General features: G+C 73.0%; 14 protein-coding genes. 5 read left to right on the top strand and 9 right to left on the bottom strand.

The genetic code is table 11. The annotated features are described in order from the left end of the window. Positions 1-40 precede the first annotated feature (40 nt). From ACWEN0_RS36560 to ACWEN0_RS36545, 4 genes are all read right to left on the bottom strand, one after another. Positions 41-187, bottom strand: coding sequence for a hypothetical protein (locus tag ACWEN0_RS36560; RefSeq protein WP_451984122.1), 147 nt, complete (start codon positions 185-187; stop codon positions 41-43). A 261-nt stretch (positions 188-448) separates the two neighbouring features. Beyond that, positions 449-1,141, bottom strand: a complete 693-nt coding sequence (locus ACWEN0_RS36555) for a helix-turn-helix transcriptional regulator (RefSeq protein ID WP_451984120.1) — start codon at positions 1,139-1,141, stop codon at positions 449-451. Between the two features lie 375 nt (positions 1,142-1,516). After that, positions 1,517-2,623 (bottom strand): cytochrome P450, encoded by a 1,107-nt coding sequence (locus ACWEN0_RS36550; RefSeq protein ID WP_451984170.1) that lies wholly within the window; start codon positions 2,621-2,623, stop codon positions 1,517-1,519. A 96-nt stretch (positions 2,624-2,719) separates the two neighbouring features. After that, positions 2,720-3,931 carry a macrolide family glycosyltransferase gene (locus tag ACWEN0_RS36545; protein WP_451984118.1) on the bottom strand — a complete coding sequence of 404 codons (1,212 nt, stop codon included), beginning with the start codon at positions 3,929-3,931 and terminating at the stop codon, positions 2,720-2,722. Positions 3,932-4,113: 182 nt separating this feature from the next. Between ACWEN0_RS36545 and ACWEN0_RS36540 the strand changes: the two genes are divergently transcribed. After that, entirely contained in the window at positions 4,114-5,139 is a 1,026-nt protein-coding gene (locus ACWEN0_RS36540) for an ATP-binding cassette domain-containing protein (RefSeq protein ID WP_451984116.1), read from the top strand. 3 nt (positions 5,140-5,142) lie between these two features. Continuing rightward, positions 5,143-5,994 (top strand): ABC transporter permease, encoded by an 852-nt coding sequence (locus ACWEN0_RS36535; RefSeq protein WP_451984114.1) that lies wholly within the window; start codon positions 5,143-5,145, stop codon positions 5,992-5,994. A 48-nt stretch (positions 5,995-6,042) separates the two neighbouring features. Here the strand turns inward: ACWEN0_RS36535 and ACWEN0_RS36530 are convergent, their stop codons facing one another. Beyond that, complete coding sequence (locus tag ACWEN0_RS36530; protein WP_451984112.1) at positions 6,043-7,269, bottom strand: macrolide family glycosyltransferase; 1,227 nt, start codon at positions 7,267-7,269, stop codon at positions 6,043-6,045. A gap of 206 nt (positions 7,270-7,475) precedes the next feature. Between ACWEN0_RS36530 and ACWEN0_RS36525 the strand changes: the two genes are divergently transcribed. Then, positions 7,476-8,957, top strand: coding sequence for an ArnT family glycosyltransferase (locus ACWEN0_RS36525; protein WP_451984110.1), 1,482 nt, complete (start codon positions 7,476-7,478; stop codon positions 8,955-8,957). Positions 8,958-8,960: 3 nt separating this feature from the next. Here the strand turns inward: ACWEN0_RS36525 and rfbB are convergent, their stop codons facing one another. The 4 genes from rfbB to ACWEN0_RS36505 all read right to left on the bottom strand — a co-directional run bounded on the left by rfbB (position 8,961) and on the right by ACWEN0_RS36505 (position 13,185). Beyond that, positions 8,961-9,932: a dTDP-glucose 4,6-dehydratase gene (gene rfbB / locus ACWEN0_RS36520; protein WP_451984108.1), complete on the bottom strand. Its 972-nt coding sequence runs from the start codon at positions 9,930-9,932 to the stop codon at positions 8,961-8,963. Between the two features lie 17 nt (positions 9,933-9,949). Further along, on the bottom strand, positions 9,950-10,837 hold the full coding sequence (gene rfbA / locus ACWEN0_RS36515) for a glucose-1-phosphate thymidylyltransferase RfbA (protein WP_451984106.1): 888 nt from the start codon (positions 10,835-10,837) through the stop codon (positions 9,950-9,952). Between the two features lie 95 nt (positions 10,838-10,932). Beyond that, the gene (locus tag ACWEN0_RS36510; protein WP_451984104.1) at positions 10,933-12,219 is read right to left on the bottom strand and encodes a sensor histidine kinase; all 1,287 of its coding nucleotides are present in this window, start codon (positions 12,217-12,219) and stop codon (positions 10,933-10,935) included. Positions 12,220-12,858: 639 nt separating this feature from the next. Continuing rightward, on the bottom strand, positions 12,859-13,185 hold the full coding sequence (locus tag ACWEN0_RS36505) for a hypothetical protein (protein WP_451984102.1): 327 nt from the start codon (positions 13,183-13,185) through the stop codon (positions 12,859-12,861). Positions 13,186-13,194: 9 nt separating this feature from the next. On the opposite strand from ACWEN0_RS36505, the gene ACWEN0_RS36500 reads away from it, so the two are divergent. Both ACWEN0_RS36500 and ACWEN0_RS36495 read left to right on the top strand, forming a co-directional pair. After that, positions 13,195-15,462: a LuxR C-terminal-related transcriptional regulator gene (locus ACWEN0_RS36500; protein WP_451984100.1), complete on the top strand. Its 2,268-nt coding sequence runs from the start codon at positions 13,195-13,197 to the stop codon at positions 15,460-15,462. After that, positions 15,446-18,112, top strand: coding sequence for an AAA family ATPase (locus ACWEN0_RS36495; protein WP_451984099.1), 2,667 nt, complete (start codon positions 15,446-15,448; stop codon positions 18,110-18,112). Before ACWEN0_RS36500 ends, ACWEN0_RS36495 begins: the two co-directional genes overlap by 17 nt.

The raw sequence follows: 18,112 nt of genomic DNA, 5'->3' as shown, positions 1-18,112 counted from the left end.
TCCCGGGCCACCCGATCCGTTCGTTCGGCGGTGTTGCCGCTCAGCCGCCGCTGCCGCCGCCGTAGGCGCCGCCCAAAAGGCGGCTGCGGCGCTTGCGGTTCTTTTCGTCGTCGGCCTTGGCGTTGTCCGCCTTCGAGTCCGCCGGCTTCTTCTTGGAATCGTCTTCCTTTTTACCGAAAATGCCCACGTCCCTCATCCTTTCTTGATGCCGAACGGTGCCGGTTGCGGCATCGTGAAAATCGATCCCTGGCCCTCGCAGGATAGCGCAGAGTGCCTTCGGGTGCACCCGCCGCGACCGCGTATTCGACGGGTTTCCCCAGTCTTCCCGGCCGGGATTCCCGGTGCACGGGAAAGGGCCGGCGGGGCTCGTCCGGGTTGGGGCCGATGTCCGGTTCGCACCGGTGCCGGCCCCGCTCGACGAGCCCAGCCGGCCCTCGGGGGAGTGCGGTCAGCGGATGTACTGCGGGGTCACCTTCGGCGGCCACTGGCCGATGCAGAGGATGCCCTGCGAGTACGCCTTGGAGACCAGCGCCGAGCGGTTCGGCGACTTGAACTGCCGCAGCATCGCGCCGACGTGGTATTCGATCCCCTGCCTGCTCAGGTACAGCTTCGAAGCGAGCTGCACGGTGGAGATGCCGGCGGCGACGCCTTCGAGCACCTTGGCGTCGAGCTCGCTGAGGAGCTTGTTCTTCTCGATCGCCGGCCGCGGGGTCTCCGCGGCGCGGTCCGGCTTGATCAGCACGACGATCGTGGTGACCTGGCCGGACTGGCTGCGGACGGCGATGCCGGTCAGGCCGCCCGAGAGCACCGGCTGGGCCGGCCGCACGCCCACCAGGCGCGCGCTGAAGCGGTCGCGCCGGCCTTCGTTCAGCCGCGCCAGCTGCTGGAGCGTGAACTGTTTGGCGCTCGGGTGCACGAAGTCCACAAAGCTCTGTCCAAAAACATCGGACGCGGTGCGGCCTAGCTGACGGAGAAAGTCGCCATTGGCTTCGGTCACCCGGAGATCGGGACCCAGGTTCGCGATGCAGACGTCGGACATGTCGAAGGAGGGGAGGTTCTGGTTCGGTCTTTCGGCGACGGCGGGCAGGCCTTGCTGCACCGGCATCGGCCGATCGACCACGGAATCGACACGCGTGTTCATCGAGATCTAACCCCCAGATTAGTTCTACGTGTTTGACGCAGCGTTGAACGTCGGCAACCCTTTTGCTCACCCACAAAAGGGCCCGCGGTGCCCGGCCGGATGATCCTTCACACCACCCCAGCGGAAAACCCTCGAGCTCTTCCCCAGAACAGTCCTCGAGTCCATCCGTCCGGTCCCGCTTCGGCTCGTTTCGTTGGAAACAAACCAAATGACGTCTCGTACGCTAGCCAACGGGGTATGACCCGTCAATGCCGGCCGGGGGGTTGGGGGCTAACACTGTGGTCCGCCCGACCGCAGGTACGGCACCCCCGGCCCGACCTTCGGTAGGGCGCCCCCACCGCGTCGGCGGGCGTTCACCCTCAGCTCAGGCGGGGGTCATCGAGCGGTGGTCGTCACGGGCAGCTGCTGGACCCCGAAGACACCGCCGGCGTGGAACGGGACGTCCGCACCCGGAGCGACCCGCAGGTGCTCGAACCGCTCGAACAGCAGGTCCAGCGCGATTCGCCCCTCGAGGCGCGCCAGCGGCGCGCCCAGGCAGAAGTGGATGCCGTGCCCGAAGGCGGCGTGCGCGTTCGGCGTGCGGTCGAGGTCGAACCGGTCCGGGTCCCCGAACTCGCGCTCGTCGTAGTTCGCCGACACCACCCACGCCCAGACGATCGAGTCGGCCGGGATCACGGTCCCGGCCACCTCGACGTCGGCGGTGGTCACCCGGACCACCCGGGGGAACGGCGGCCGCAGCCGCAGCACCTCCTCCAGCAGCGGCTCCACCAGGGACCGGTCGGCCCGCACCCGCTCGTACACGCCGGGGGCGTCCTCGAGGCAGAGCAGCACGTTGCCGAGCAGCATGGTGGTGGTGACGTGCCCGGCGAGCAGCAGCAGCGCGGTGAAGTTCCCGACCTCCTCGTCGGTCAGCCGCTCACCGTCGATCGTGGCCTCGACGAGCCGGGTCAGCAGGTCGTCGCGGGGCCGGGCGCGCCGGTCGAGGATCTGGGCGTTGAGGTACGCCTCCATCTCCTCGATCGCGACGGCCAGTTTCTCCCCGGTGCTGGGGTCGTCGACCTGCAGGGCCATCAGCGCCTCGGCCCAGCGCCGGAACAGCGCGCGGTCCCCGGCCGGGACGCCGAGCAGCTCGGCGATGACGATCACCGGCAGCGGGTAGGCCAGCACGTCGACCAGGTCGAACGCCTCGGCGTCCGGTTCGACTCCGGCCAGCAGCTCCCGGGTGACCTCGGTGATCCGCGGGGCGAGGTCGGCGACGACCTTCGGCGTGAACGCCTGGCTGACCAGCCGCCGCAGCTTGCGGTGCTCGGGCGGGTCGATGACCAGCAGGGTGCCCGGCGGCGCCTGGTCGCCCGGCGACGTCAGGCGCGTCGTGTCCGAAGAGAACAGCTGCGCGTCGGTGCTGACGCGGCGGACGTCGGCGGCGCGGAACACGTGCCACGCGCCGGCCTCGTCCTGCCACACCGGCGTGTCCGTCCGCATCTTTTCCAGCCAGGCGAGGAGCGCCTCGCCGCCGTCCGGCGCGATTTCGGGGGCAGCGGTCGGCTCGGTGGTGTCCACGTCGGATTCACTCCCAGGTCAGGCGGTCAGTCGGGCCTCGACGCGGTCCGCGGCCGCCGCGGCGCCCCCGGCGTCGGTGATGTGCTCGCGCATCCGGGTCACGCGCTCGCGGGCGGCGGAGTCGGCGGCCAGGCCGGTGACGGCGGCGCGCAGCGACTCCGCGGTCACCGCCGCCGGGTCCACCCGGACGCCGAGTCCGAGCTCGGTCAGCCGGCCGGCGACGATTTCCTGCTCCAGCGTGCGGGGCACGACCACCGACGGCACGCCCATGGCGAGCGCTTCCATGGTGCTGCCCATCCCCGCGTGCGAGACGAACCCGCTCGCCCGGCGCAGGACGTCGAGCTGCGGGACCCACGGGTGCAGCTCGAAGTTCGACGCAACCGGGCCGAGCTCCGACGGCCGCACGAGCCGCCCGATGGTCATGACGACGTGCCACGGCGAGCCGGCGAACGCTGCCAGGCACGACGCGAAGAACTCGCGCTGCCGGTGGTAGCCGAAGCTGCCCATGGCGATCAGCAGCACCGGCCGGTCGTCCGGCGGCGTCCAGCCACCGGCCCGGTTTCCGAGGCACGGCCCCACGAACGCGAAGCCGTCGTCGAAGGTGTCGCCGCCCGGCTGGAACTCCCGGGGCAGGAACACGAGCTTGGTGTCCTCCCGCGCTTCCGCGAACTCCGCGGCGGACGTGCCGGGCAGGTGCTCGGCGAGCGCGTCGCCGACCACCGACGCGGCCTTGGCCAGCGCGGGGTGGTCCGGGTCGGGCGCGGGGACCTTGCCCGCCATCGAGGCGTAGGGCGAAAAGTGTTCGTTCGCGACGAACGTCGAGCAGAGCAGGACGGCCGGGCGGTCCCACTTGCGCGCCAGCAGACGTCCCGTCGGATAGCCGAAAGCGTCGTACAGGAAGAGATCGGGCCGGTCGTTGTCGAAAGCGCCGAGCGCGGCCGTCAGCGGCGCGAAGCCCTCCAGCGCCTGGGCGAGCCCCGCCTCCGCGACGACGTCGCCGGTGATCTCCTCCGGGATCGCCACGGTGTCCCAGGACTTCGGCACGTGCGAGGCGTAGGGCAGCACGGTGGCGCCGGTGCCGCGCACGGTTTCGGCGAACTGGTCGGCGACCACGTAGCTGACCCGGTGACCGCGGCGCACGAGCTCGGCCGCCACGGGCAGCGTCGGGTTGACGTGCCCGTGGGCCGGGTAGTTGAGGAAGGCGATGTGCCTTCCCGCCTGGGGAGACATGCTTCGAAAGCTAGTCACGCGCGGCGGCCAGTCAACCATGTCTAGGCGAACCCCTCGGGTCGCGCTTCGGTGCGGGAAAAGGGGAATCCCCGTGTGCTACCTGTAGCTGTGCCCGATTCGGCGAAGTGGAAGGACCCGGCCGTGACCCTCTTCGTGCGCCCGCTCCCCGGCGGGGCCGGATCGTGACCGGCACGCTGCCCGTGGTGCCGCCGGCCGCCACCCGCCCCGCGACCGCCGACGTGATGGTCGAGGCCGAGGGGATCACCAAGAACTTCGGCAAGGTCCGCGCGCTGGACGACGTCAGCCTCCAGGTGCCGCGCGGCACCGTGTGCGGGCTGCTGGGCCACAACGGTGCCGGCAAGACCACTTTGGTCAACGTGCTCACCACGCTCGTGACGCCGACCTCCGGGCGGGCGCGCGTCGCCGGGCTGGACGTCCAGCGCGACGCCGTCGAGCTGCGCAGCCGCATTGGGCTCACCGGCCAGTTCGCGTCGGTGGACGAGCAGCTTTCCGGCTTCCGCAACCTGATCCTCATCGCGCGCCTGCTCGGCGCGTCGAGCAAGGCGGCGAAGGAGCGCGCGGACGAGCTGCTGACCGCGTTCGGCCTGCGCGACGCGGCCGCCCGCCCGGCCAAGACGTACTCCGGCGGCATGCGGCGGCGCCTCGACCTGGCCGCCAGCCTCGTCGGCTACCCCGACGTGATCTTCCTCGACGAGCCGACGACGGGCCTCGACCCGGCCGCCCGGATCGCCATGTGGGAGATCGTCGAGCAGCTCGTGCGCGACGGCTCGACCGTGCTGCTCACCACCCAGATGCTCGACGAAGCCGACCGGCTCGCCGACAAGATCGTCGTGCTGGCGCACGGGAAGGTGATCGCCGCCGGCACCGCCGCGTCGCTCAAGGCGCAGGTCGGCAAGCGCACGGTCACCGTGACGCTGGCCGGCCAGGGCGACGCCGACCGGGCCGCGGAGGCGGTGCGCCGCGCCGGGCTGCTGCCGCGGGTGTCCGGAGTGGACGACCTGGCCGGGCTCGTGCTGACGGTGCCGGTCGAGAAGTCCACCGACCTCGCCCGCGTGGTCCGGGTGCTCGACGAGGCCGCGGTCGAGCCGGTCGAGCTCGCCCTGGTCGACCCGCGGCTCGACGACGTCTACCTCGCGCTGTCCGGCGGCTCCGGCCCCGACGGCCCCACCGGCACCGAGAGGCCCTGACCCATGAGCGCACCGACCGCACTGTCCTCTTCGGACCAGTCCACTGTGTCCCGTCCGCCCGGCGGCGGTGGCCCCTGGCGCGGCACCAGCGTGCCGATGCAGATCCTCATCCTGACCGGCCGCTCGCTGCGCGCGGTCGTGTCGTCGCGGGCGCTCGTGCTGCTGGGCCTGCTGCAGCCGCTCATCGTGCTGATCCTGTTCAGCCAGGTGTTCGCGAGCCTGGCGAGCACCAGCTCGTTCCCCGCCGGCGTGTCCTACATCGACTACCTGATGCCCGCGGTGCTGGTGATGGGCTCGCTGTCGGTGGCACTGCAGTCGGGCGTCGGCCTGCTCGACGACATGCGCAACGGCGTCGTGGCCCGGTTCCGCACCCTGCCGATCGCGTCGGCGTCGGTGCTGGTGGCCCGCAGCCTCGCCGACGTCGTCCGGCACGCGCTGCAGCTGGCGATCATGCTCGTGCTGGCCGCGACGCTGTTCGGCTTCTCGCCGGGCGGCGGGTTCGGCGGCGTGCTGCTGGCCTGGCTGATGTGCATCGCGGTGGGCTGGTCGCTGTCGTGGATGTTCATGGCGATCGGCGTCTGGATCACCAACGTCGAGGTCATGCAGGGCGTCACGTCCATGGTGATGTTCCCGCTGATGTTCGCGTCCTCGGCGTACGTCCCGCTGTCGTCGCTGCCCGCGTGGCTGCGCGCGGTGGCGACGGTCAACCCGCTGACCTACTCGGTGGACGCGTCCCGCAACCTGGCGCTGGGCAACCCGGTCGGCGTCGGGGGACTGGCGGCGATCGGCGCGGCCGGGCTGATCGGCCTGACGGGCGCGATCGTCGCCACGCGAGGCTTCCGCCGCTCCGCCTGAGCTGCGCCTGTCGTGAGTGGTCGGGGCGGTGGGAACCGCCCCGGCCACTCACGACAGCAAGGCTTCCAGGGTGTCGGCCGCGGCCTCGGCGCCGCCGGCCTGCTCGATCTCCTTGGCCATCACCGCGAGCCGGGCGGCCAGCGAGTCGTCCGCCGCCATCGACCGCACCGCTTCGAGGATCGCCTGGCCCGTCGCCTCGGTCGCCGGGACGTGGCGGCCCAGGCCCAGCTCCGCGACGCGGTGGGCGTTGGCCAGGGTCTCGCCGCTGTGGGAGACGGCCACGATCGGGACCTCGTAGCGCAGCGCCTCCATCAGGCTGCCGATCCCGGCCTGGCAGACCAGCGCCGACGCGTGCCGCAGCACCGACGGGTGCGGCATCCAGTTGTGCGCCTCGACGTTGGGCGGCAGCTCGCCGAGCGCGGCCAGGTCGGCGCCGCGGCCCAGGGTCAGCACGACGTGCCACGGCTTGCCGCGGAAGGCGTCGATGCACCCGGTGAAGAACCCGAGGTCCTTGCTCATCGACGTGCCGAGCGAGATCAGCACCACCGGCAGGTCGTCGCCGGGCGGTGTCCAGTGGCCTTCGAGCGCCCGGCAGTCCACGGTCGGGCCGACGAAGTGGTACCGCTCGCCGAACGTCTCACTCCCGTAGTGGAACGCCTTGGGGATGTACACCAGGCGCGGCTCGTCACCGGCGGGCGCCAGGCTCGTCATCGCCAGCTCCGGGTCCAGCCCGTGCCGCGTGAGCAACGCCGAGACACCGCCGCCGAACTCTTCGCCGAACCGGGCCAGGCGCGGGTCCTGCTGGTCGAAGCCGGTGGCGGCCGGGTGGTCGGCGGGCGGCTTGGGTGCGCCCGGCAGCTCGTCGTCGTCGTTCTCGACGAAGACCGGGCAGCTCTCCACCAGCGGGACGTCCCAGGCACGGCCGAGCACGCGGGCCGCGTTGCCGCTGATCGTGTCGTGGACGATGAGGTCCGGCCGGTCGCCGGCGAGCTTCTCCAGGGCCGGCTCGAGCGGGGCGAACCCCTCGCGCATGAGGTCGATGATCATCGTGACGGCGTCGTCGGCGCTGTCGACCTTCGCGACCGCGGCGGGGAAGTCGGAGTGGTAGGGCACGACGTCGGCGGGACTGTCGCGCAGGAGTCCGGCGAACCGCTCGGCGACGACGAACGTGACCCGGTGGCCCCGCCCGGCGAGCGCTTCGACCGGTCCGAGCATCGGGGTGATGTGCCCGAAGCCGGGAAAGCTGAAAAACACGACGTGCCGACCCTGCACCATGCCACGAGTATCGCGGGAAAACCCAGCTCAGCGGTGGTTTCGCGGTGAAGTCTAGGGGTTCCCCTACCCTCACTTTCCGTACCGCAAACCTCACTTCAGAGTGACCTAGAAGGTTGCGGATTCCTCCGCGGAGATCGACTTTCGTTGCTCCGAATGGGGACTCCTGGCCGCTTCGCGCCCGGGGCCGGGCTCGGTCTACTGAAGGTATGACCCTTACCAGTGAGACCACCGACACCCGGCCGGGCCGCGGGACGCGCCCGGCGTTCGCGCGGACCCCGGTTCTCCTGATCGCGGGAGTCACGGGCGTCCTGCTCTTCGTCGCCAGCCGCAACTACGGGTTCTCGTTCGACGAGGCCTACTTCGTCGTGGCCGGCCGTGACCACCCGGCGTGGGGGTACTTCGACCAGCCGCCGCTGCTGCCGTTCCTCGCCGCGGGGCTGGACCACCTGTTCCCCGGTTCGCTGGTGGCCTTGCGGCTGCCCGCGACGCTCGCGGCGGTCGGCGGCATCGTGCTGACCGGGCTGATCACGCGGGAACTGGGCGGCCGCCGGGTCGCGCAAGCCGTGGCCGCGGCGGCGTACGCGATGTCGGGTGCCACCCTGATCGCGCACTACCTCGCCACCTACTCGATCGACCCGTTCTTCTGGTCGCTCATCGTGTGGCTGGTCGTGCGCTGGACCCGGGTCCGCGACGACCGGCTGCTGCTCGCCGCCGGGCTCGTCACGGCCGTTTCGCTGCAGACGAAGTTCCTGGTCCCGGCGCTGTGGGCGGCGATCGCCGCCGGCGCGCTGGTCTTCGGCCCGCGCGACCTCCTGCGCCGCCCGCTGCTGTGGCTGGGGGCGGTGATCGCGGTGCTGACCACCGTGCCGACGCTGCTGTGGCAGGCCGCCAACGGCTGGCCGTACACGAAGATGTCCGAGGTCGTCGCGGCCGAGTTCCCCGGCGTCGGCGCGTTCCTGCTCGAACTGCTTTCCGGGCCCGGCCTGGTGATCGGCGTGCCGCTCGCGCTGTTCGGCTTCGGCCGGCTGCTCTTCGCCCGCGACGTGCGGCCGTACCGCTTCCTCGGCGTCGCGTTCCTGCTGCTCATCGTGGCCTACCTGCTGACCTCCGGCCGGTCCTACTACGTCTACAGCCTCTTCGCGCTGCTGTTCGCGGCCGGTGCGGTGGGCCTGCAGGACGTCAAGTGGCCCACGCTCGCCAAGGCGTTCGGCTGGTTGCTGGTCGCCGCGTCGGTCCTGCAGGCGCTCGTCGCGCTGCCGATCTACCCGCGGTCGTGGGCCGAGCGCATCCCGGACGTGCCGCTGCTTCCCTTGACCGCGAAGGTCTTCGTGCAGTCCGACGGTCAGCTCGGCCGGCTGTCCGACGCCGTCGTCGAGGTCTACCGGTCGCTGCCGCCCGAGCAGCGCGCGCGGACGGCGATCCTGACCGACAGCTACGCGTTCGCCGCCGACCTCCAGCTCTTCGGCCGCGACCGCGGCCTGTCCGAGGTGTACAGCGCGCACCGCGGGTACTACTACTTCGGGCACCCGGACGAGCGCTACGACAGCGTTCTGTTCGTCGGCGACCCGAGTCCGGCCGTGGCCGGGGCGTTCGCCCACCGGCAGGACGTCGTGCCGCAGCTGATGACCGTCTTCACCGGGCGGAACACGGCGTGGGACGCCCTGTGGCCGAAGCTGCGCACCCAGTAGCCCTCACCCCCGCAGCGGCTCCCACCAGTCGCGGTTGTTCTTGTACCAGTCGACGGTGTCGCGCAGGCCGGAGTCGATGTCGACCTGCGGGACGTAGCCGAGCTCGGTGGAGATCTTCGTGATGTCCACCGAGTAGCGGCGGTCGTGGCCCTTGCGGTCTTCGACCGGCCGGATCGCGGTGCGGTCGCGGCCGGTGATCTCGAGCAGCCGCTCGGTGAGCTCGAGGTTGGTGAGCTCGGTGCCGCCGCCGATGTTGTAGACCTCGCCCGCGCGGCCGCGCTCGGCGACGAGCTGGATGCCGCGGCAGTGGTCGTCGACGTGGAGCCAGTCGCGGACGTTGAGGCCGTCGCCGTAGAGCGGCACCTGGAGGCCGTCGGCCAGGTTGGTGACGAAGAGCGGGATGACCTTCTCGGGGTACTGGTAGGGCCCGTAGTTGTTGGAGCACCGCGTGATCGACGCGTTGAGCCCGTGGGTGATGAAGAACGCGCGGACCAGCAGGTCCGAAGCCGCCTTGGAGGCCGAGTACGGCGAATTGGGCGCGACCGGGTGGTCTTCGGGCCAGGAGCCCTCGTCGATGGAGCCGTAGACCTCGTCGGTGGACACGTGCACAAACTTGCCCACGCCGCCGTCGAGCGCGCCCTGCAGCAGGGTCTGGGTGCCGAGCACGTTGGTGCGCACGAACTCCGCCGCACCGGCGATCGAACGGTCCACATGGGACTCGGCCGCGAAGTGGACGACGAGGTCCTTGCCCGGCAGCTCCCGCTTGACGACGTCCGGGTCACAGATGTCTCCGGTGACCACGCGCAGGCGTTCGTCGCGGGCGACCGGCGCCAGGTTCGCGCGGTTGCCGGCGTAGGTGAACTTGTCGAGCACGACGAGCTCTTCGGGCTCGAAGCCGGGGTACCGGCCGGAAAGCACGTGGCGGACGTAGGCCGAGCCGATGAAGCCGGCACCGCCGGTGACCAGCATGCGCATGGGAACGTTCCTCCGGTTCAGACGGTCGCGAGCGGCCGCGCGCGGCGCGCGAAGTCCATGACGTACTTGCCGTAGCCGGAGCTGCCGATCCGCTCGCCCAGCGCGTAGCACCGGTCGGCGTCGATGAAGCCCATGCGCAGCGCGATCTCTTCGAGGCAGGCGATCTGCACGCCCTGGCGCGCCTCCATCGTCTGCACGTACTGGCCGGCGTCGAGCAGCGACTTGTGCGTGCCGGTGTCCAGCCAGGCGAAGCCTCGGCCGAGGTCGACGCAGGTGGCGCGGCCGCGGTCGAGGTAGACGTTGTTGAGGTCGGAGATCTCCAGCTCGCCGCGCGCCGACGGCTTGAGCCCCTTGGCGATCTCGACGACGTCGTTGTCGTAGAAGTACAGGCCGGTCAGCGCCCGGTTCGACTTCGGGTGGGCCGGCTTCTCCTCGATGGAGATCAGGTTGCCGTCGGCGTCGACCTCGCCGATGCCGTGGCGGTGCGGGTCGGAGACCTCGTAGCCGAACAGGACGCAGCCCTTGAGGTCGTGGGTCGCGGCGCGCAGGACGTCCGAGAACCCCTGCCCGTGGAAGATGTTGTCGCCGAGGATGAGCGCCGAGTTGTCGTCGCCGACGTGCTCCTCGCCGATGATGAAGGCCTCCGCCAGGCCGTTCGGGTGGGCCTGTTCGGCGTAGTCCAGCCGCAGGCCGAGCTCGGACCCGTCGCCGAGGAGCCGCTTGAACGCGGGCAGGTCGTGCGGGGTCGAGATGAGCAGGATCTCGGTGATGCCGGCGAGCATCAGCACCGAGAGCGGGTAGTAGATCATCGGCTTGTTGTAGACCGGGACGAGCTGCTTGGAGACGCCGAGCGTGACCGGGTGCAGCCGGGAGCCGCTGCCGCCGGCCAGGATGATGCCTTTCATGGGGCCCCACGTTCTCGGTCGGGAAGGATGGCGTGGGCCCGACCCTAAGCGCGGGAGTAGTAGGAGAATCTCCAGTCCTGGCCCGGGGTTCCGGATCAGCGTGGTGCCTTCTGCCGGGTCTCGGTCGTCGGCACGTACGCGGGCAGGTCCGCGGCGATCCGGAACCCGCCGTCCGGCGTCGGCCCCGCCTGCAGGGTGCCGCCGACCAGCTCGACGCGGTGGTGCAGGCTCGACAGGCCGAGCCCGGACCCGCTGCCGGCCAGCACCGCGTCCGGTTTGCGCCGCGGCGGGGTGTTGACGACGTGGACGCCGACGCCGTCGGGCCGGTACCGCAGCGCGACGCGGATCTCCGCGCCCGCCGCGTGCTTGCGCGCGTTGGTCAGTGCTTCCTGGACGATCCGGTGGACCGTGCGCGCGATCGTCGGCGACATCTGGGAGCGTTCGCCCTCGACGTCCAGCTCCACCGGGATCCCGGCCGCGACCGATTCGGCGACGAGCGTGGCCGGGTCCGGCGGCGGTGGCGGCTCCTTCGAGCCGCCGGCCGAGCCGTGCCGCGGGCTCGGGCCCGCCATCCGCTCGGACAGGTCCGCCGTGCTCGTGTTCAGCACGCCGACCAGGTCGCGCAGTTCGTCGAGCGCCATCGCGCCGCGGGCGCGGATCTCCTCGGCGGCCTTGCGGACCTCGGGCTCGGTCGAGCTGATCCCGAGCGCGCCGGCGTGCAGGACCATCAGGCTGAGCCCGTGGGTGAGCACGTCGTGCATCTCCGCGGCGAGGCGGCGGCGTTCCTCGGCTCTTGCCTGCTCGGCCATCAGGTGCTGCTCGCGTTCGGCCCGCTCGGCGCGGTCGCGCAGCTCCTGCAGCAGTTGCTTGCGCGCGTCCAGGTACAGCACGACCGCCGCGGGGCCGATCGTGCTGAGCAGGCCGACCGGGGTGATGGTCCAGCTCGGCGCCCACGGCTCGCTGCCGACGATCGCGAGCGCACCGATGAGCGGGAACGCGACCCGCGGGCTCTCGAGGCGGACCAGGAAGATCACGATGACCGACGTGACGCGCGGCAGGATCAGCGGGCTGGCCGGGTCCACCGGCGAGAGCAGGCCGGGGGCGAGCCCGTCGGCCAGCACCGTCGCGAACGCCACGGCCAGCGCGATCCCGGCGACCGTCTTGGGGAACCGCCGCACCCCGAGCACCGAGACGTCGACCAGCAGCTGCAGGACGAGGTCGGCGCGCGGGCCCGCCCAGCCGGTCGTCGGCTGGCTGTTCACGCAGATCACCACGTCGAGCAGGCCGAAGATCACCGCCAGGCTGACCAGGGTGGCCAGTTCGTGCTTGGTCCCGAAGCGGGCCCTCAACGCGGCCCGAGTACCTGGAGTGACGTCCGACACGGGCTCCACGGTAGCTCCCGGGCCTGGTTCCCGGTGGCCGGTCGGGGGTTCCCGGCCAGGACTAGCGACGAAAGTTGCCCGCCGGTCTCCGCGCCGACAACTTTCGTTGGTCCGCCTTCACCCCGACGGGCTACCCGCAACAAGGCGCACCTCAAGTCTTGGTTAAATGTCCAGTTTTCCGCCCGGGGGAATGCTACAAGTGTGTCACCCGTCCGGGTGGTGGGCGTCGCTGACAACTCCCGTCGTGCCTGGTACGGTCACCTGTTAGTGGAGGAAGTGACGCACATCGGGCACCGGCGGTAGTTGCCACGCCGGCGGTGCCGAAAGTGTTCGGACGGTCAGATCCTTCGGCGGCTCTGGGGGCTGCGCGAAAGGCTCGGTTTCGCCGGGCTTGCAGGAAAGGTCGATGGCGGCATGTCGGATTCCACTCCGCATCCGGTTCGCACCGGATATTCGGACGCGCTGTCCCGGTGGGCGGCGCTGGCCTGGACCGAGTCCGCGCAGGCCGTGCTGGTCGACGGGCCTCCCGGCGGCGGTGCGCAGGCCCTGCCCGCGGGCTTCGAGACGTCCCCGGTGGGGCGGACTGCGAATTTTCTTCGCCTTTCTGGCGGTACCGGCCCCGAACCTTCGGAGTTCGGCTCACTCGGCGCGCTCTTCGCGGGCCAGGCCGATCCGGCGGGCGCCATTCGGCGCACGCTGGAACTGCCGGCAGGCGACGGTTCCGCGTTGTACCGGAAATTCCGCACGCTGCGTTCTCTGGTGCTTTCCGGGCCATTCCGGAAAAAGAATCTCGTAGTCGTCGTCGAAGAGGCGCAATGGTGCGATGAATCGTCGCTGCGGTTCTTCGACTTCCTGCTGCGGTGCGGGCGCGGAGAACGTTTTCTCCTCGTGCTGTGCCGCCGCCCCGGCGAGCCCGGCGGCGGTACCTGGGCGCTCGGGCAGATCGGCGCGCAGGACCGGTGCCACCGCTGGGAAGTGGCCGCGCCCAACCCGGTCGGCGCGCTCGCCGGCCTGTCCGCGCAAGCACGGACGGTGGCCACCGCGGTCGCGGTCCTCGACGGGGCGGACGTGACGCGGGTGGCGGCTTTGTGCGGGCTGCCCGCGCGGCCCGTGCGCGTCGCGCTCGACGGAATGCACCGGGCGAATCTGTTCGCCGGAAGCGTGCTCGATCGCGCGGTCCGATCCCGCCTGCTCGCGGAAACGCCGGCCGAAGAACTGGCTCACCTGCATTTGCGGGCGGCCCGCGTCCTCAACGACGACGCGCGGCCCGCCGCCGAAGTGGCCCCGCACCTCGGCGCCCTGCCGCGCCTGGACGAGCGCTGGATGCTCGACCTGGCACTGGAAGCGGCGGCGGCCGCGGAAAGCCGCGGCGACCCGGAGACCGCGGTGGCCCACCTGTCCCGGGCGGCGGCCGCCGAGCCGGGGCGCTTGGACGTCCGGCTGGCGCTGGCGGCGGCCCGCCTCACCCTGGACCCGGCCGCGGCCATGGCCGAACTGCGCACGGCCGCGGTCCACGCCCAGGACCCACGCGACCACTGCGCGGTGGCGGCGCTCTTCGCCCTCGCGGCCACCGCGGCCGACGGGCCTGCCGCGGGTGCCGAGCCTGCCGGGGCTTCTGTGGTCGCCGGGACCGCCGGGGCCACCTCGGGCACTCGGGCAACCGTGGGCACTCGGGCCGCCGGGGCTGCGACGGGCACTGGGACTACCGCCGGAACCGGGTCTGTCGCAGCCACTCGGGCCACCGCGGGCGCCGGAGCTGCCGTGGGCACTCGGGCCGCCGGGGCTGCGGCGGGCGCCGCGCCTGCCGCGGGCACTCGGGCCACCGGGGCGACCTCGGCCGCCGGGGGCCGGGCCTCGCTCGGGGATCTCGTCGAGCAGCTGGCCGAACGGCTCGGTGCCGGTTCGCCCGCCGTGCCGGTTGCTGCTCTTGCCGCCGCGGCCACCACCCGTGAGGCGGCTCGTGGGCTGCTGCGGGAACGGGCCGTCACCGCCACGCGGACCGCGACCGCCCGGCAGGCCGACGCGCGGGACCTCGCCGACCGGGCCGTCGGCCTCGCGCTGGCCGGCCGCGGGGCCGAAGTCGCCGCGGCCTGCGCGCGGGCCGTCGTGCGGCTGCCCTCCGCGGTCGCCTCCTGCGACGACCTGCTCGCCACCGCGCGGACTCTCCGGCTGGTCGACGACCAGCCCAACGCGCTGCGGGCGTTCGACCGCGCGGTCGCCGAAGCCGTGGTGCGCGGGGACCGGGCCGCGCTGGGCCGGGCGCTCGCCGCCCGCTACGGCGCGCTGCGTGAGAGCGGCGATCGCGACGGTGCACTCGCCGACGTGCGGGTCGCGGTGCTGGCGGGCACGGGACAGCGCCCGGGGCTGATGGTGCGGACCGCGCTGTCGACCGCGCTGCGGGACGACGGGCAGCAGGCGGCCGCCGAAGAGACCTTGCGCGCGGTGCGCCCGGGCGAGCTGGCGGACGCCCCCGAGGACCGTCACCTCTGGCTCCTCTCGCTGGCGCGCCTGCGGGCCGCGCGGTCCGATGTGGACGGTGCGCTCGAGCTGCTGCTCGAATCCGGCCGCCGTCAGGAGGAAGCCGGCATCGGCAACCCGGTGTTCGCGCCGTGGTGGTTCGTCGCCACCCTGCTGTGCGCCGGCTCCGGCCGTCCCGCGGACGCCGCCGGGTACGCCGCGCGCGGGCAGGAGCTCGCCGGGTGCTGGCCGACCGGGACCGCCCGCGGGCTGGCGCTCGTCGCCCGGGGTGTCGCGGCGTCGGGAACGCGGGCGGTGGAGCTACTGGCGGAGGCGGGCCGGGTGCTGGCGACCTCGCCGTGGCGGGTCGAGTACGCCCGGGCGGAGTACCTGCTGGGCAAGGCGTTGACCCGCGTCGGCGACCGCAAGGCCGCGCGGCCGCACCTGCGCCAGGCCGCGATGCTCTCGGCCTGCTCGGGGTGGCGCTCGATCGGCGGGCTGGCCCGGGAACTGCTGGAAGAGTCCGGTGGCCGGCTGCGCAAGCCGCGCGCCGACGTGCTGACCCTGCGCGAGCGCGAGGTGGCCGAGCTGGTCGCCGGCGGCGCGAGCAACCGCGACGTCGCGGGCAGCCTGTTCGTCTCGCCGCGGACCGTCGAGCTGCACCTGACCAACGTCTACCGGAAACTGGCCGTGGAGAGCCGGACCGAGCTTGCCGCGGCGCTGCGGGGGAGCGCGCCGTCCTCGGGAACCGGGGCACCTAAGAGGACGCATGGGCTCGCGGGGTAATGACCAGGGACTGACCACGACGGCGCCGGGACGGCGGCTGGCCGAACGGGACGCGGAGACCGCGTTGCTCGCCGGGCTGCTCGACGGCGTCGCCACCGGACGGCCGGCGGTCGCCACCGTCACCGGCGCGCCCGGCTCGGGCCGCAGCGCCCTGCTGGCGTCCGTCGCGGCCGAAGCCCGGCGGGCGGGGCTGTGCGTGGCCCACGTGCCGTGCTGCCCGTCCGACGCGTCCCGGCCCTTCGCCGTGCTGCAGCAGATCTTCACCAGCCTCGGCGTCGCGCTCCCGCCGGCCGCGACCGGGCAGCGGGAGCCGGACGACCGCGTGTTCGGCGAGCTGACCCGTGACCTCTTCGCCGCGCTCGGCGGGCGGCCGGCGGTCCTCGTCGTCGACGACCTCCACTGGGCCGACCTCGTTTCGCGGGCGTGGCTGCGCACGCTTTCCGGGCCGCGGCCCGGAGTTCCGGTGCTGCTGGTGGTCAGCCAGGCGAGCGGGCTGGACACGTGGCGTCCACTGAGGACCGCGCACGGCATCCGGCTGCGCCCGCTCGGCGACGCGGCGGTGGCCGACGTCGTCCGCGAGCGGCTCGGCGCGGGCGCCGACGAACGGCTGATCGAGCACGCCGTGCGGGGCAGCGGCGGGAACCCGGCCGTGCTCGCCGAGGCCGTGCAACGGCTGCGCCTCGAGCCCGCCGGCGCGGCGGACCGGGCGGGACTGTTCACCCGGATCGCCGGCGAACGCCTGCTGCGCCTGATCGACGGCCTGCCCGCCGACCTCACCGTCGTGCTGCGCGCCGTTTCGGTGTGCCAGGACGACTTCGGCCCGGCGCTGCTGGCCGAGCTGGCCGGCTGCGGCCCGCAGCGGCTGGCCGGGGAGCTCGCCCGGCTGCGGGAGCTCGGCCTGGTCGCCGAAACCGGCCGGCTGTCCGAACAGGACATCGGACAGCGGGTGCTCGGCCGGATGGGCGAGGCCGAGCGCGACGCGTTCTTCGCGCGGGCGGCCAAGCTGGGCTACGACCACGGCGTCGCGAACGCGGCCGTCGCGGCGATCCTGCGCCGGACCCGCGCGGTCGGCGAGGCCTGGGTCGTGGAAGTGCTGCGCGCGGCCGCCCGGCTGGCCCAGGCCGCCGGGGACGACGAGCAGGCGACGGCGTTGCTCAAGCGGGCGCTGCAGGAGCCGCTCGCCCCGGCGCGCCGCGCGGCCGTGCTGATCGACCTCGGCGCGGGCGAGCTGCTGGTCGACTCCGACGCCGGGGACCGCCACCTCGCCCAGGTGCTGTCCGAACTGGACGGTCCGGACCTGGCCGGTCACCGCCTGCTGGCCGCGGACCTGCTCGTCGCGCGGGGCGGGCTGCCCGCGCGGACCCTGGTGGCCGCGTTCCGCCGCCCCGACGTCTCCCCGGCCGAGCGCGACGCCCTGCTCGGGCTGTACTGGCTGGCCGACGGCGACCCGCACGACCGGTCCGAGGTCGGCGGCTACGGCATGCCGCCGCTGCCCGAGCGGCCGACGGACCCGGCGCAGGCGGCCGTGGCCGCGCTCCTGCTCGCCCGGCGCGGCCGGCGGCCCGCCCGGGTGCGCGGGCTCGCGCGCGCCGCGCTGGCGCAGCCGGTGGCCGAGGTGAGCTCGCTGACCGTGCGGGCCGCGGCCGTGCGCGCGCTGTCCCTCACCGGGGACCTCGCGGAAGCCGACGCACACGGCGCCGACGTGCTCGCGCACGCGCGTCGCCGGGGCACCCGCACCCTGGTCGCCCGCGCGCTGGCCGAGCGCGCCGAACGGCACCTCGCGGCGGGGCGGCTGGACGAGGCCGCGGCCGACCTGGCCGGTGCGCGCGAGCTGGTGCCGCCGCGGCACTGGCACTCGATGCTGTGCGCCCGGGTGGTCGCGACCGAGGCGCTGGTGCACCTCGAAGACGGGCGCGCCGACCTCGCCCGGGCGACGCTCGAGCGGGACCACGCCGAACCGGGGCCCGGGCTCGGCGGCGCGTTCCTGGTGTACGCCAAGGGAGCCGTGCTGCTCGCCGAGGGCCGGCCCGACGAGGCGCTGGCGCACCTGCGCGAGTGCGGCCGGCGGCTTTCCGCGCGGGGCTGGGAAAACCCGGAGCTGCTGCCGTGGCGGTCCGCCGTGGCGAAGTGCCTGGTCGCCCGCGGTGACCGGGAAGACGCCCGTCGCGCGCTGTCCGAAGAGCTCGCCGCGGCGAACGTGTGGGGGACGCGGGCCGCGGTCGGCGGCGCGCACCTGGCGGCCGCGCTGGCCCTCGGCCCGGCCGACCCCGACACCGTCACGCACCGGGAACAGGCGGTCTTGTTGTTGCGGGACAGCGAAAGCACCTTGCGCTACGCGACGGCCTTGGTGGAGGCCGGCGCCCTCGAGGAAGCGAACGCGCTGGCGGTCGAGCACCACTGGCGGTCCGTCCTCGGGCGGCTGCACGAGCTGACCGGCCGGCCCGTCGAAGGGGCGCACGGGCTTTCCGAGGCCCAGCGCCGGGTCGCGAAGCTGGCGGCCGGGGGCACGTCCAACGCCGGGATCGCGGAGACGCTCGCGGTGACCCGGCGGACGGTCGAGCTGCACCTGACCAACGTCTACCGCAAGCTGGGCATCGAAGGCCGCCGGCAGCTCGCCGAGGCCCTGGCTTCCGCCGAGCCGGAGGTCTAG

Source organism: Amycolatopsis sp. NPDC004378 (assembly GCF_053602455.1).
This window is presented reverse-complemented; position numbering and strand designations above follow the sequence as displayed.